Raw genomic sequence first — 14,519 nt, 5'->3', positions numbered from 1 at the left:
GCTGACGGGATCAAACGCTGCGGCGCGAGCCGCGCGTTACTTCAGGCTGCCGGACAGGAACTGCTTGAGCCGTTCGCTGCGCGGCGCGCTCAGGACCTCCGCGGGCAAGCCCTCTTCTTCGGTGCGGCCTTGATGCAGGAACATCACATGGTTCGACACGTTGCGCGCGAAACCCATTTCGTGCGTGACGACGATCATGGTGCGGCCTTCTTCGGCGAGCTTCTGCATGACCTTCAGCACTTCACCGACCAGTTCGGGGTCGAGTGCCGAAGTCGGCTCGTCGAACAGCATCACGTCGGGGTTCATGGCGAGCGCGCGGGCAATCGCCACGCGCTGCTGCTGACCGCCCGACAGATGCGACGGATACTGTTTTTCGAGGCGCGGCGCGAGGCCAACCTTCTCCAGGTACTCACGCGCGCGCTCTTCCGCTTCGCGACGCGGCAGGCCGAGCACATGAATCGGCGCTTCGACGATGTTCTCGATCACGTTCATGTGCGCCCACAGGTTGAAGTGCTGGAACACCATTGCGAGCTTCGTGCGGATGCGCTGCAACTGCTTGTGATCCGCGACTTCGAGATTGCCGGCGCGATCGGTTTTCGTCTTCACCGCTTCGCCGTCCACGACGATCTGCCCGGCATTGGGCCGTTCGAGAAAATTGATGCAGCGCAGGAAGGTGCTCTTGCCCGACCCGCTCGCACCGATGATGCTGATCACGTCGCCCTTGTTCGCGTTGAGCGACACGCCCTTGAGCACTTCGTTGTCGCCGTAGCGCTTGTGGATGTCCTGTACGGCGAGCTTGCAAGCTTCGGTTTGAGTCGTGTGGAGCAAGATGCTCTCCCTTTGAAAATACGGATCAATCTTCATGACGGCGCCCACGCAAACCGCCGCCCACTGCCAGCACGGCGCGTTTCAATGCGTGCGCACCGCGAGATATCCCAGCCAATGACGCTCCGCGCGGCGAAACAGCGCCACCAGCGCGAACGACACCACCAGGTAAATCAGCGCCGCGAGGCCGAACGCGTCGAACGACTGGTAAGTGGCCGAATTCGCGTCGCGCGCCACTTTCAGGATGTCCGGCACCGTGGCCGTGAAGGCGACCGTGGTGGCGTGCAGCATCAGGATCACTTCGTTACTGTACAACGGCAAGGCCCGGCGCAGCGCGGACGGTATCACAATGCGGCGGTACATCGTGAACCCGCTCATGCCGTAGGCGCGCGCCGCCTCCACTTCGCCGTGCGAGGTCGAACGGATCGCGCCGGCGAAAATCTCCGTGGTGTACGCGCAGGTGTTCAGTGCGAAAGCGAGAATCGCGCAGTGAAAACCGCTGCGGAAAAACGCGTCCAGCAATTGATGCGAGCGCACGAATTCGAGGCTGTACATGCCGGTATAGATCAGCAGCAGTTGCACGTACAGCGGCGTGCCGCGAAACACGTAAGTGTAAAGACGCACGGGCGTGGAGAGCCAGCGCTTCTTCGACACCCGCGCCACCGCCAGCGGAATCGCCGCGCAGAAGCCGATCCCGACCGATGCCACCAGCAGCCACAGCGTGACCGCGAGACCCGACATGCGCTGGCCGTCCCAGTAGAGGAACGCGCGCCAGAACTGATTGAGAATATCGATCATGGTCTCAGAGCTCCGCGTGCCGCACGCCGGTCGAATAGCGCTTTTCCAGCCAGATCAGCACGAGATTCGACACGGTGGTGATAGCCAGATAGATCAGCGCGGCGATCAGGATGAAGAAGAACATGTTGAAGGTGCTTTTGCCGGCGTCCTGCGCGGCTTTGACCACGTCGGCGAGACCGATGATCGACACCAGCGCGGTGGCCTTCACCAGCACCTGCCAGTTGTTGCCGATGCCCGGCAGCGCGAAGCGCATCATCTGCGGAAACAGGATGCGCGTGAACACGCGCGCGCCGCTCATGCCGTACGCGCTGCCCGCTTCGAGCTGGCCACGCGGCACGGCCAGAAACGCGCCGCGGAACGTCTCGGTGAAGTACGCGCCGTAAATGAAGCCGAGCGTCAGCACGCCGGCCACGAACGGATCGATATCGAACTGCGGCAGATTCAGCGCGTCGGTGAGATCGTTCACCGCGATCTGGATGCTGTAGAACAGCAGCAGCATTAGCACGAGGTCGGGCACCGAGCGGATCAGCGTCGTGTAGCCGGTGGCGATTGCGCGCAGCGGGCGACTGAACGAGAGTTTCGCCGCCGCGCCCGCGAGGCCGAGCAGCACGGCGGCCACGAGCGACAGGACGGACAGCTCGATCGTCTGGATCGTGCCGGCCAGCAGCACCGGACCAAAGCCATATAGGAACACGCGTGTCTCCATCCAGGTTGTTTGACGATGTGCCGGACGGCGTCGGCTTGTGTGTGTGTCCGCCCCACCCGTCCGGCATGGCGCGGAGTCTCGCAGGCGAAAATTAAATTCTCAAAGGCGCGCGGGAGCTTTGCTGCGATGCAGCAGAGCATGCTTTGGCCCTGTGCGTGGCTTGCAGGACTTGGTTTTGCGGGGGAATCGGACTTGCAAGGCGGCAGGCGCATGGCGAGCGCCGCCGCGATTTAGCAAGTTTCGGGTCGCTTTTTCGATAGACGGCGGGCGCCTGGAACGCCCTAATCGATGCCCAGGCGTGCCCGAATGGCCGGCAGCATCTGCTCCACCGCCGCGCGCCCTTCCTCGATGGCTGGCGCCGCGCGGTGAAAGTCGAAAATTCCCATGCCGCCCAGGCGCGGCTGGATCAGGATGTCCGCCGGTTCGCCCGCCAGACGGCTGCGCGTGATCCGCACCTGCATGATGTCGATACTCTGCGCGATCGAACTGAGCATGGACGGCACGCGTGCGCTCGGCGCGGGCGGCACGCGCACGTCGTCGGTGGCGCGCCCTTCGGCGGGCGCGAGCCAGCGCGGCCAGGGCTTGCCGTTGCGGCGCAGCGCGATTGCCTGCGGCACGGCCGGATCGATGGCCGGCGTATCGACCACCGCGCCGCCGAAATCGCGGCCATTCAGAATGTCGTTGTTCAGATCCACGGCGATCACGCAGTCCGCGCGCATGCCGCGAGCCACCGAAACCGGCACCGGGTTGCTCAGGCCGCCGTCCACGAGCCAGACGCCGTTGTGCCACACCGGCGTGAAAATGCCGGGAATCGCGATCGAAGCGCGCACCGCCTCGACCACGCTGCCGTCCTGCAACCAGCTTTCACGGCCCGAATCGAGTTCGGTGGCGACCGCCGCGAACGGCATGTTCAACTGGGCGATCGAACGGCCGTTGAACTTGTCGGCGAACAGCTGGATCACCTTGCGCCCGCCGAGCAGGCCGCCCGAGAGGCGCAGATCGAGCAGGCGCACGACCGTCTGCCACGTGAGCCGCGAGACCCACTCTTCGAGCCAGTCCAGGTCGCCGTTCGCGTAAACCGCGCCCACCAGTGCGCCGATCGACGTGCCGCAGACCACGTCGGGCCGGATGCCCGCATCGTGCAGCGCGCGAATCGCGCCGATATGCGCCCAGCCGCGCGCGGCGCCGCCCCCCAACACCAGCCCGATCCGGCTGTATCGACGTCGACGTATCATCTTCTTCCCCGCTTTCTATCTTCTATCGCCCACGATTCACGTCGGAGCGCGATGTCGTGTACACCTTCTGAAACTGGTCGAAATGCACGTTGAAGATCCCTTCTTCGGTCACGCCGCCTTCGCGCCACTTCCAGCTCCACACGGTCTCCGGCTTGAGCGGAAACACCGCGACCTGGCCGGGCTTGCCGAGCAGGCGGCGCACTTCGTCCTCGCTCATGCCGATGCGGATCTTCGCGAAGTTGGCCGCCGTCAGCACCTGGGTGATGGCCTGCAATTTACCGTCGCGGTCGATATCGACCATGTACGTATTCAGGCCTTGCGGGCCACGCGGATATTCGAAGCGTTTCGAGCCGTCGGTGAAGGTGCGCTCGGTTTCCGGCTTGCCCATCTGGCCGCGGATCTGCGCTTCGGTCGTGACGCCCGGCGTCATGTCCTTGAGCAATAAAGCATCCGGTTTGACGGCGTTGAACAATTCCTTGAGTTTTTGCACGGCGCGGTCGCTCTGTTGGTCGTCGCAAGCGGTCAATGCAACGCATCCGGCCAGCATGGCGACAGTCAGCAATTTCAGGCTCACAGCAGATTTCCTGTACGGATGCAGGCCGCGAAGGCCCGCATCCTGTTGTGTAGTGTCTACTACAGGATAACCGCGCACGGGCAAAACCGCGAGCGGGCGCGGCGCGGCGGTGTGCGCCGGCGTACGGCGCGGCGGATGCGGATGCGGAGGTAACGAACGCAGAGGTAGATGCGGTGACGGCGCGAGGCCAGGTGGCGAACCAGATGAAAAACCGTCGCTGCAAGCAAAAAGGCGACGCTGTGCAAAGCGTCGCCAGGTCGGTCGATACGGTCAACCGGGAAAGTGAGAGCGGCCCTGCGGCCGCCTGAAAACAAAGCACGCGGACGACGCGCAGCGGTCTGGTCCCGGACGAAGCGGTGAGCAACCTTGGCTGTTCACCTCGCGCTGTCGCCGGAATGGCAAACCGCTGCTTGATTGGCCGCCCTGGTCCCTCGATAAGCCTTCCAAGTGCAGCTAATCTAAACGGATTGGCGGATTTAGACGAGAGCGCGTTTACACCGAATCGGCAGATGATTCGTCATGGCGGCTGCGGCTTCACGCGGCCGCCGAAGTCGCAACCGTCTCGCACGAGCAGTTCAGATCACGCGAAACCCGTGCGTACCGTCGCGCCCAAGCTGTGCGACGAGACCGTGCTCCCACTCCAGATAGGCAGTCATCGCATCACGCGCGTTATCCGTGCCCTCGTAAGGACGCCGGTAACGGTCGATGCGCGGCGACGCGAGGCGCGTCTCGCCGCTCTCGACCGGCAGGCCGGCTTCGATCCAGGCCGCCGTGCCGCCGCCCAGCACCTGCACCGGCTTGCCGGTCAACGCCGCGACCTCGGGTGCGGCGAAGCGCGCGAGCGGATTGCTGCCGCCGGTAAGCACGTAACGCTGCGCATCCGGCAGCTTGAGCAACGCCTTTTCGAGTTCGCCGCGAATCACGAACCACGCGCCGGGAATATGGCGCTTCACGTAGTTCGCGCTGTCGGTGAAATCGAGCACGGCAGTGCCCGGCGACTGCAGCAGCGTGAGCAGCCCGGCCGGAGAAATCTCATCGACGTCCGGTGGCGTGGGCGCATGACGGGCAGCGGGCGCCGCGCCTTTTTCGCCGAAGTCCGCAGCCGTCAAACCATCCACGACATAGACGTCGATATTCATCTGCGCGAGCCACGACGCGGTCATGTTGGCGCGCACGCCGTCGTTGTCCGCGAGGATCACGCGCGCGCCGTGTACCGGCGCGAACATATCGGTTTCCTGCACGAGCTGGCCGCCCGGTGCGCTGCGAAAACCCGGCACGTGACCCGCTTCGTATTCTTCGGGCGTGCGCACGTCGAAGCGATACACGGTGCGGACCGCTTCGCCAGCCCAGCGGCGCGCTTCGTCGCGCGAGGTGCGGCCCACCCTGGCGCGATCGGCCACCGCGCGCGCGGAATCGGCAGCGGCCAGACGGAGCTGATCGTCGACCACCGCGTCGAAGCGGCGCGAACTGCCGTGCGCGAGCGCCTGACCGGCCAGCGTCCAGCCGATCGTGCCGTTACGCAGCGCCGCCACCGGATTCGGCACGCCCGCGTTGATCAGCGACTGCGCGCCGATGATGCTGCGCGTGCGTCCCGCGCAATTGACGATGATCCGCGTCGCCGGGTCCGGCGCGAGCTGGCGCGCGCGCAGAACCAGCTCGGCGCCGGGCACGCTGACGCTGCCGGGAATATTCATGGTCTGATATTCGTCGAAGCGGCGGGCGTCGAGCACCACCACGTCGGCTTCATGATCGAGCAGCGCCTGCACTTGCGATGCGGCGAGCGACGGCGTGTGGCGCTCGCTTTCCACCAGCTCGCCGAACGCCTTGCCCGGCACGTTGACGTCCTGGAACAACTCGCCGCCGGCTTCGCGCCAGCCTTGCAAACCACCTTCGAGCAGGGCGACGTCGGTATAGCCCAGTTCGCTCAAACGGCGCGCGGCGCGCTCGGCGAACCCTTCCCCGGCGTCGAACACCACGATCGGCACGGCCTGGCGCGGCAAACGCACGGGCACGTCGAGTTCGAGCCGCGAGAGCGGCAGATTGACGGCAAAAAGCGGATGACTGCGGGCGTGGAGATCTTCCTCGCGCACGTCGACGAGCGCGATTTCCTCGTGCTCGAGCAGCGCGTAGCGCACATCTTCGAATGATCGGGTACGAAATGCCTGAACGAAACTCATGAGATCGGGGACTCCTTCACAACATTCCAGATATTCGGCAACACGTCGTTCGCGCGGCCGGAGATAAAAGTTTCCGCGCGGCGCCGCCCGCATGAACGGACCAATTCGCCGCACCGATATTTGCACCGTATACGTGAATGCCGATCGACGTACGGTCACCAAAAGCGTTACTCACGCGATGAATATCGCCGATGCCCGCAGGCAGCGCATCCGCCGCGCCGGCGTCGAGCCGTTTTGCCGCGCCGTTTTCCGCGCTACGCCGTCTCCGCCGATACGGTAGTGTCGAGCAATTTTCGCGCCACGCGGCAGGCCGCTCAGACGCCAGACGGCGTGGAACCGGGCATCGCTCAACGGAATGCATGCCCTGCGACAGGCTCCGGTCGAAGCCCGCGTCCTCATGCGCGCGCACAAACTCCCTCTCGTTGACGTGGACATCGCGGCGCCGTCAGCAGAAAAGCAGAACCTTTGCGAGAATGCCCCATCGCGCGCAAGCGCCCGAAACAACAAGTGAACAGACAATGATCCCCTTTTCAGTCCTCGACCTCTCGCCGGTCACCGCGGGCGCCACGCCGGCAGACGCGTTCAGGAATACGCTCGACCTCGCCCAGCACGCGGAAAACTGGAATTACCGGCGCTTCTGGCTGGCGGAACATCACAACATGACGGGCATTGCCAGCGCGGCGACCTCGGTGGTGATCGGCTACGTCGCGGGCGGCACGAAAAAAATCCGCGTCGGCTCGGGCGGCATCATGCTGCCGAACCACGCGCCGCTCGTGATCGCGGAACAGTTCGGCACGCTCGCCTCGCTTTACCCCGACCGGATCGACCTGGGCCTCGGCCGCGCGCCCGGCACGGATCAGAGCACCGCCCGCGCGTTGCGCCGCGATCTGCAAAACAGCGCGGACTCGTTTCCCGACGACGTGGTCGAATTGCAGCGTTATTTCGCCGAACCGGTGCCGGGCCAGCGGATTCGCGCGGTGCCGGGCGCGGGTCTGAACGTGCCGCTGTGGCTGCTCGGCTCGTCGCTCTTCAGCGCGCAGCTCGCCGCGGCGCTCGGCCTGCCGTTCGCGTTCGCGTCGCATTTCGCGCCGGATTACATGCTCACCGCGCTGCAAATGTATCGCGCGCAATTCCGTCCGTCGGCCGCGCTCGACAAACCGTATGCGATGGTCGGCGTCAACCTGTTCGCCGCGGATACCAACGAAGAAGCGCAACGTCTATTCACCTCGCTGCAACAGCAGTTCATCAATCTGCGGCGCGGCACGCCGGGTCAGCTGCAGCCGCCGGTTGAGCGGCTCGAGGCGTCGGAAATGGAATTGAACAACGTGGCGCACTCGCTCGCCTGCACGGCGCTGGGCGACCGTCACGCGGTGCGCGAGGCATTGAAGTCGATCATCGATCAAACCGGCGCGGACGAATTGATGCTCACCGCGCAGATCTACGATCACAAGGCGCGGCTGCGGTCGTTTGAGATCGGTGCGCAAGTGCGTGAGGAGTTGGCGGCGGGTTGTTAAGCGCGTTGACGAATGTGGAAAGGGACGGCCGCTGAGCCGCCCCTTTTGTCGTTCGGAGAGCTCAGCCGTTTATCGCATCACCGATTCGCCGGTATCATCGCCAGTCCTTCCAGCAGCGCCTTATGAAACGCCTGCGGATCCTGCATCTGCGGCGCATGTCCCAGGTCGGCAAACTCGACCAGCGTCGCATGCGGAATCGCCTTCGCGGCCGCGCGACCCAACTCCGGATAATGCCCGATCTTGGCGCGCACCTCCGGCGGCGCCGCATCCTTGCCGATCGCGGTGGTGTCCTTCTGGCCGATCAGCAGCAGCGTCGGCATGCTCAGTTGACCGAGTTCATAAACAACCGGCTGCGTGTAGATCATGTCGTACAGCAGCGCCGAATTCCACGCGACGATCTGTTTGCCCGGACCGCGGTACATGCCCGCCAGCATCTGCACCCACGGTTCGTAATCCGCACGCCACTGCCCCGCGTAATAGGTGGACTGCTCGTAGCGACGAATACCGTCGGCGGTCGTCTTCAGTTCGCGCTCATACCACTGGTCCACGGAAAGCGAGGGCACGCCCTTCGCCTTCCAGTCCTCCAGACCGATCGGGTTGACCAGCACCAGTTGCTGCGTCTCGTGCGGATACATCAGCGCGTAACGGATCGCCAGCATGCCGCCCGTGGAGTGGCCGATCACGGTCGCGTCGGTCACGCCGAGCGATTGCAGCAGCGCGTGCGTATTGCGCGCCAGCTGTTGAAAGCTGTACTGATAGTGCTCGGGCTTGCTCGATTTGCAAAAGCCGATCTGGTCGGGCGCGATCACGCGATAGCCCGCCTCGCTCAGCTGATGAATGGTGGTCTCCCACGTTGCCGCGCAGAAGTTCTTGCCGTGCAGCAACACCGCTGTGCGGCCATTCGCATGCGCCGGCTTGATGTCCATGTACGCCATATGCAGCGCCACCCCTTGAGAGGTGAAATCGTACTGCCCGAGCGGCGCCGGATAGTCGAAGCCCTGCAACTCGGGACCGTAGGCCGGACCGGCCTCGCCAACGGCACGGGTCGCAGCCGAGGCGGGCAAAGAGGCCAGGCCGGTCACACCGGCCTCGCTGGCCGTGGCGGCGTTCGCCGGCGCGGCAGCCGAAGCAGCAAACACAGCCGGCGCACAGGCGGCGGCCACCACGCAAGCGCCCGACATGGCGAGCAAAGAAAGTCGGCGAAAACTCATCGAGGTTTTTTATCAAGGCAGAACACGGGGGAGCCATGCGAGGCCAAACGCACGGCCAGGCCGGCGCCCGAACCTCCGGCCGGGAGCCGACGATTCTACGACGCGCCGCCCGACTCTGCTGCCGCCGGCCCAGGCTCATCGAGCCGCCGGTCGGCGTGGCATGCATATTGCGGCGCCCGACCTCGCCCTCTATGTGTCGTGGCGCACGGAGCGATGCGATGCAAGGGTTGATCTTGCGCAAGGTGCGCACGCGAACCGCGTCGGCACAATTCAGACTACTCGCCCGCGGCCAATCAGTGATAGAACTGCCAGACGGGCCCGCGAAGACGGACCCGCCTGGCAGCACGAATCATCAGGGGAGAGCAAACGACCCAACCATCCGGGGCATACTAACCAGCAACCATCTTGCATGGGACCCGAGTCAGCGCTTTGCGCCAACTCCGGTCGATAAAGGAGACAGACATGGACACTCCGGCACGGCTGAACGATCTGCAGCGCACCACCCTCGCCATCGTCCTCGCGGGCGGACGGGGCACGCGGCTCGGCCCGCTTACCAACAAACGCGTCAAGCCGGCCGTGCACTTCGGCGGCAAATACCGGATCATCGACTTCGCGCTGTCCAACTGCCTGAACTCCGGCATCCGCCGCATCGCGGTCGTCACGCAGTACAAGGCGCACTCGCTGCTGCGTCACCTGCAGCGCGGCTGGAGCTTCCTGCGCGGCGAGTTCGGCGAGTTCATCGACCTGTGGCCCGCACAACAACGCGTGGAAGGCGCGCACTGGTATCGCGGCACCGCGGACGCAGTGTTCCAGAATCTCGACATCATCCGTTCCATCCGGCCGAAATACGTGGTGGTGCTGGCAGGCGACCACATCTACAAGATGGACTACACGCGCATGATCGCCGACCACGCGGAGAGCGGCGCGGATTGCACGGTCGGCTGTATCGAGGTGCCGCGCATGGACGCGGTGGCCTTCGGCGTGATGCACGTGGATGAAAACCGCCGCGTGACCGGCTTCGTGGAAAAACCCGCCGACCCGCCCGCCATACCCGGCCGCCCGGATACGGCGCTCGCCAGCATGGGCATCTACGTGTTCAGCGCCGACTACCTGTACTCGCTGCTCGAAGAGAACATCTCGTCCGTCGACACCGATCACGACTTCGGCAAGGACATCCTGCCGCGCGTCGTCACGCAAGGCACGGCGATCGCGCATCCGTTCAGCATGTCGTGCGTGTCGTCGGACCCGAACGTGGAGCCGTACTGGCGCGACGTCGGCACGATCGACGCATACTGGGCCGCCAATCTCGACCTCGCCTCGACCATTCCGACGCTCGATCTCTACGATCGCAGCTGGCCGATCTGGACATATCAGGAACAGTTGCCGCCGGCCAAATTCGTGCGCGACATGAAGGGGCTGCAGGGCTCGGGCAACAATCTGATCGTGTGCGGGGGCTGCGTGATCTCGGGCTCGCAGATCTCGCGCTCGGTGCTCTCGTCGAATGTCAAAGTGAGTTCGTTCTGTAACATCAATGAGGCAGTCTTGTTGCCGCAGGTCACCGTCGGCGCGAGCTGCCGGCTGCAGAAAGTGGTGATAGACCGCGGCTGCGCGATACCGGACGGCACGGTAATCGGCGAAGATCCGGTGAGCGATGCCGAGCGCTTTTACCGTACCGACGACGGCGTGGTGCTGGTTACGCCGGAAGCCTTGCGGCAGATGCCGAAGTAAGGCCGGCCGCCGCACCCGAGCCGCATCAACCCAGCAAGAGACGGAGCCTATGACGATTCGCGCCCTGCACGTCGCAAGCGAGCTGTATCCCCTCCTCAAAACGGGCGGCCTCGCCGACGTCGCGGGCGCGTTGCCGCCCGCGCTGATCGAGCGCGGCGCCGATGTGCGGGTGCTGTTGCCCGGCTTCCCGGCGGTGGTGGCCGGTTTGACCGAGCTCGCGCCGGTTGCGCAACTGGGGCGCCAATTCGATGCCCCGGGCGTCACGCTCGAACGCGGCACGCTGGCGTCGAGCGGCCTGATCGTCTATGTGATCCGCGCGAGCACGCTGTATGACCGGCCAGGCAATCCCTATCTGAACGACGAACACGTGCCGTACGGCGACAACGCGCAGCGTTTCGCGCTGCTCGGCTGGGTCGCCGCGCAACTCGCGCAGCATCTGGATCCGGCCTGGTCGCCGCAGATCGTCCACGCGCACGACTGGCATGCGGGGCTCGCGCCGGCCTATCTGAAAGCGGCCGAACGCCAGCATGGCCGGTCTTTCGCGCGCAGCGTCTTCACGGTGCACAACCTCGCGTATCAAGGCGTGTTTCCCGCGCCCCAGTTCGGCCAACTGGGGCTGCCGGCCGATTACTTCAGCATGCACGGCGTGGAGTTCTACGGGCAACTGTCGTTTCTCAAGGCCGGCCTTTACTTCAGCGACCGCATCACCACCGTGAGCCCGACCTACGCGCGCGAAATCCAGACGCTCGCCCAGGGCGGCGGACTCGACGGGCTGCTGCGCCATCGTTCGCACGACCTGAGCGGCATTCTGAACGGCGTCGACTACACGGTCTGGAATCCGGCCAGCGACGCGCTTCTCGAAGACCACTACAGCGCCACGCGCCTCGCCGGCAAACTGGCGTGCAAGGAAGCACTGCAAAAACGCTTCGGCCTCGCGCAGAAAAGCGACGCGCTGCTGTTCGGCGTGGTGAGCCGCCTGACCGAACAGAAAGGCCTCGACCTGCTGCTCGAGGCGGTGCCCGAAATCATCAAACATGGCGGCCAACTGGTGGTATTCGGCACCGGCGACCCGGCGCTGGAAAACGGTTTGAAACGCGTCGCGCATGCGCACCCGGAAGCCGTCGCGGTGGAACTCGGCTTCGACGAAAAGCTCGCGCATACGATCGTCGCGGGCAGCGACGTGATCGCGGTGCCGTCGCGTTTCGAGCCCTGCGGCTTGACCCAGCTGTATGCGCTCGCTTATGGCTCGCTGCCGCTCGTGCATTGCGTGGGCGGTCTCGCGGACACGGTGGTGGACGCGTCGCTCGAAAATCTCGCCGACGACCTCGCCACCGGTTTCATGTTCGAACGCTTCGAGCTGAAGGGTATCGGCGCCGCGATCCGCCGCGCCTTCGCGCTCCGAGAACGCCGCACCGAATGGAAAGCGACCCAGCGGCGCGCGATGCGCCAGGACTTCGGCTGGGGCGCTTCGGCGGAGCGCTATCTGGCGCTGTATCGCGAGCTCGCCTGAGGGCCGCCCGAGGGTGCCGATGTGGCCTCGACTGCCTGGAGCGTCGAGCCGCTAAAGCCGGCTTGACCCGTCTTTTCCGGGCGACCGGCGCTTTCGCGCCACCCAGCGCCCCGCGCGTTTGATGGTTCGACGCAACAACACGGGGACGGATCAACTCGCGCGCGGCAAACTCATGTATTGTTTCCTGACCATGCAGAGTGTGCCGATTTCCTGCACCATCTGAAGCAGCCCTGCCGCATCAGGCTTTCCGCATCCGCCGGATCGCCGCCGCGGCGCATCCTTCCTGTTTTCATTGATCGCGCCTACCCGTTTGCGCGGGCCATACCATGACGAAAAACGTTCTGAGCATCCAGTCACATGTCGTCTTCGGTCACGCCGGCAACAGCGCGGCCGTGTTTCCGATGCGTCGGCTCGGCGTCAACGTGTGGCCGCTCAACACCGTGCAGTTCTCGAACCACACGCAATACGGTCATTGGACCGGCGGCGCGATCGACGCCACGCAAATGGTGGAGCTGGTCGACGGCATCGGCGCGATCGGCATGCTGCCGCGTTGCGACGCCGTGCTTTCCGGCTATCTGGGCACGCCCGAACAGGCGCAGTCGGTACTGGAGATCGTCAAGGCCGTGAAGGCCGCCAATCCGCGTGCATGGTACTTCTGCGATCCGGTGATGGGCGCCGTGAGCGGCTGCAAGGTCGAGCCGGGCATTCAGGAATTTCTCGTGCGCACCATGCCCGGGGTGGCCGACGCGATGGCGCCGAATCACACCGAATTGCAGCGTCTGGTGGGCCGCGAGATCGAAACGCTGGAGGAAGCCGTCACCGCGTGCCGCGAGCTCATCGCCCGCGGGCCGAAGCTGGTGCTGGTCAAACACCTGCTCGATCGCAACAGCCCCGCCGACCGCTTCAACATGCTGGTCGTCACCGAACGCGAAGCGTGGATGGGACAGCGCCCGCTCTACCCGTTCGCACGGCAACCGGTGGGCGTGGGCGATCTGACGAGCGCGGTGTTCGTCGCGCGTACGTTGCTCGGCGATTCGATCCGCGCGGCCTTCGAGCACACGCTTGCCGCGGTCAATGCGGTGGTGAAGGCAACCTGGCAGGCGGGACGCTACGAGCTCGAACTGGTCGCCGCGCAGAGTGAAATCGCGCAGCCGCGCGAGTGGTTCGATGCATGGGTGGGCGATACGGCGTAGGTGGCGCGCAGGCACGCCTGCGTCAGGTCGCCGGCACTCCGGGAGCGGAAATGCTGTCATACACCGGCACGAGCGATCCGCAATGGCCGCCGCTACGAGCGAGGCAACTCACGCTACCCGCCCGCGCCTGTCAGCGGGCCGTCCTATAATGCGTGCCGCGTGGACGAGGCCCTTGCCCTTTCGCGCCGCACTTTCAGGCACCCGGCATTCAGCAGACGAGGCATCGATGGACGGATATATCCGCAGCGAGCGGGAAGAATATTTTGAGCAGTTGTGCATCAGCGTCGACGCCGACGAGACGCACGAACAGGAAGCAATCGAGTTCTTCGAGAGCCAGTTCGACCAGGCCGACTTCGATCCCGCGCAGTGGCTCGACATTGCGCTCTACTATTCGCCCGCCGTGGCGCGCGGCATCGTCGACATGGTGACGCCGGACGACAAGGCGCGCAGCAATATCGCGGAAGTGATCGCCGACAACCTCGACATCTCGTACGGCGAGGACGAATGCCAGCAGTTCGCCGAGACCATCGAATTCGCGCTGAACAACGGTGTGCCGGTGGACCTCGACCTCGTACTCGACGGCTGCCAGCGCGCCATCGACGATCTCGACACATGGGCCGACGACGACACCAAGGCGCCGCTTCTGCGTCTGCGTGAAGAGTTGCTGCGCCAGCAAGGCGAGCATTGAGCGGGCGCCCGGCTCCCGTTCGCACTTCACGTTACCGCTTCACGTTACCTTTACCCCGGCGCAGGCCTGCGGGATCGTTCCCGCAACCGCGCCGCGGAGACCCGGCCGGCGCATTCGCGCCGGTCTCTCAAGCATGTGCCGCAATCGGCACCCTCGCGCCGCCATCCGTACCTGCACGCTGTCAGCGAATGCGCCGCGCCGGCTATGCCGAAATGCTCATTCAAAACGCCTTGAACTGCCAAGACGACGGCAAATTGGCTTTCTATATTCGGGCCAGATTGACGGACGGATGAACACGCCGGCGCGTCTCCAGGGGGCTTCCCTCGGGCGTATTCCACTATTGTTTATGGCGACCGATCA

12 protein-coding genes are annotated in these 14,519 nt (G+C 64.8%); 5 read left to right on the top strand and 7 right to left on the bottom strand.

All coding sequences use genetic code 11. From position 1 onward, the window contains the following. Positions 1-36: 36 nt before the first annotated feature. From BXE_RS07500 to BXE_RS07475, 6 genes are all read right to left on the bottom strand, one after another. Complete coding sequence (locus BXE_RS07500) at positions 37-864, bottom strand: ABC transporter ATP-binding protein (protein WP_007182393.1); 828 nt, start codon at positions 862-864, stop codon at positions 37-39. Between the two features lie 45 nt (positions 865-909). Beyond that, a complete protein-coding gene (locus BXE_RS07495) occupies positions 910-1,623 on the bottom strand; it encodes an ABC transporter permease (protein ID WP_011487761.1) in 714 nt (237 codons plus the stop codon). Between the two features lie 4 nt (positions 1,624-1,627). Continuing rightward, positions 1,628-2,317, bottom strand: coding sequence for an ABC transporter permease (locus BXE_RS07490; RefSeq protein WP_038456497.1), 690 nt, complete (start codon positions 2,315-2,317; stop codon positions 1,628-1,630). Positions 2,318-2,610: 293 nt separating this feature from the next. Continuing rightward, positions 2,611-3,564, bottom strand: a complete 954-nt coding sequence (locus BXE_RS07485) for a patatin-like phospholipase family protein (protein ID WP_011487759.1) — start codon at positions 3,562-3,564, stop codon at positions 2,611-2,613. A 22-nt stretch (positions 3,565-3,586) separates the two neighbouring features. Beyond that, the gene (locus tag BXE_RS07480) at positions 3,587-4,138 is read right to left on the bottom strand and encodes a hypothetical protein (protein WP_011487758.1); all 552 of its coding nucleotides are present in this window, start codon (positions 4,136-4,138) and stop codon (positions 3,587-3,589) included. Between the two features lie 575 nt (positions 4,139-4,713). Continuing rightward, positions 4,714-6,315, bottom strand: a complete 1,602-nt coding sequence (locus BXE_RS07475; protein WP_011487757.1) for a rhodanese-related sulfurtransferase — start codon at positions 6,313-6,315, stop codon at positions 4,714-4,716. A 518-nt stretch (positions 6,316-6,833) separates the two neighbouring features. On the opposite strand from BXE_RS07475, the gene BXE_RS07465 reads away from it, so the two are divergent. Beyond that, entirely contained in the window at positions 6,834-7,829 is a 996-nt protein-coding gene (locus BXE_RS07465) for an LLM class flavin-dependent oxidoreductase (protein ID WP_011487756.1), read from the top strand. Between the two features lie 77 nt (positions 7,830-7,906). Here the strand turns inward: BXE_RS07465 and BXE_RS07460 are convergent, their stop codons facing one another. Beyond that, positions 7,907-9,040 carry an alpha/beta fold hydrolase gene (locus tag BXE_RS07460; protein ID WP_011487755.1) on the bottom strand — a complete coding sequence of 378 codons (1,134 nt, stop codon included), beginning with the start codon at positions 9,038-9,040 and terminating at the stop codon, positions 7,907-7,909. Positions 9,041-9,502: 462 nt separating this feature from the next. Between BXE_RS07460 and glgC the strand changes: the two genes are divergently transcribed. The 4 genes from glgC to BXE_RS07440 all read left to right on the top strand — a co-directional run bounded on the left by glgC (position 9,503) and on the right by BXE_RS07440 (position 14,159). After that, positions 9,503-10,768, top strand: a complete 1,266-nt coding sequence (gene glgC / locus BXE_RS07455; RefSeq protein ID WP_011487754.1) for a glucose-1-phosphate adenylyltransferase — start codon at positions 9,503-9,505, stop codon at positions 10,766-10,768. Between the two features lie 49 nt (positions 10,769-10,817). Then, positions 10,818-12,278, top strand: a complete 1,461-nt coding sequence (gene glgA, locus BXE_RS07450) for a glycogen synthase GlgA (RefSeq protein ID WP_011487753.1) — start codon at positions 10,818-10,820, stop codon at positions 12,276-12,278. Between the two features lie 326 nt (positions 12,279-12,604). Then, the gene (gene pdxY / locus BXE_RS07445; RefSeq protein ID WP_011487752.1) at positions 12,605-13,471 is read left to right on the top strand and encodes a pyridoxal kinase PdxY; all 867 of its coding nucleotides are present in this window, start codon (positions 12,605-12,607) and stop codon (positions 13,469-13,471) included. A gap of 226 nt (positions 13,472-13,697) precedes the next feature. Then, complete coding sequence (locus BXE_RS07440; RefSeq protein ID WP_007182409.1) at positions 13,698-14,159, top strand: hypothetical protein; 462 nt, start codon at positions 13,698-13,700, stop codon at positions 14,157-14,159. The last annotated feature ends 360 nt before the right edge of the window (positions 14,160-14,519 follow it).

The organism is Paraburkholderia xenovorans LB400 (assembly GCF_000013645.1).
Lineage (GTDB): Bacteria > Pseudomonadota > Gammaproteobacteria > Burkholderiales > Burkholderiaceae > Paraburkholderia > Paraburkholderia xenovorans.
The sequence above is the reverse complement of the archived record's forward strand: the minus strand, read 5'-3'. Positions and strand labels throughout refer to the sequence as shown.

Excerpts from the sequence above, each read along its gene's own strand:
- BXE_RS07485 (WP_011487759.1), bottom strand. The coding sequence starts at position 3,564 with ATGATACGTCGACGTCGATACAGCCGGATCGGGCTGGTGTTGGGGGGC.
- pdxY (WP_011487752.1), top strand. The coding sequence starts at position 12,605 with ATGACGAAAAACGTTCTGAGCATCCAGTCACATGTCGTCTTCGGTCAC.
- BXE_RS07460 (WP_011487755.1), bottom strand. The coding sequence starts at position 9,040 with ATGAGTTTTCGCCGACTTTCTTTGCTCGCCATGTCGGGCGCTTGCGTG.
- BXE_RS07440 (WP_007182409.1), top strand. The coding sequence starts at position 13,698 with ATGGACGGATATATCCGCAGCGAGCGGGAAGAATATTTTGAGCAGTTG.
- BXE_RS07500 (WP_007182393.1), bottom strand. The coding sequence starts at position 864 with ATGAAGATTGATCCGTATTTTCAAAGGGAGAGCATCTTGCTCCACACG.
- glgA (WP_011487753.1), top strand. The coding sequence starts at position 10,818 with ATGACGATTCGCGCCCTGCACGTCGCAAGCGAGCTGTATCCCCTCCTC.
- BXE_RS07465 (WP_011487756.1), top strand. The coding sequence starts at position 6,834 with ATGATCCCCTTTTCAGTCCTCGACCTCTCGCCGGTCACCGCGGGCGCC.
- BXE_RS07475 (WP_011487757.1), bottom strand. The coding sequence starts at position 6,315 with ATGAGTTTCGTTCAGGCATTTCGTACCCGATCATTCGAAGATGTGCGC.
- BXE_RS07495 (WP_011487761.1), bottom strand. The coding sequence starts at position 1,623 with ATGATCGATATTCTCAATCAGTTCTGGCGCGCGTTCCTCTACTGGGAC.
- glgC (WP_011487754.1), top strand. The coding sequence starts at position 9,503 with ATGGACACTCCGGCACGGCTGAACGATCTGCAGCGCACCACCCTCGCC.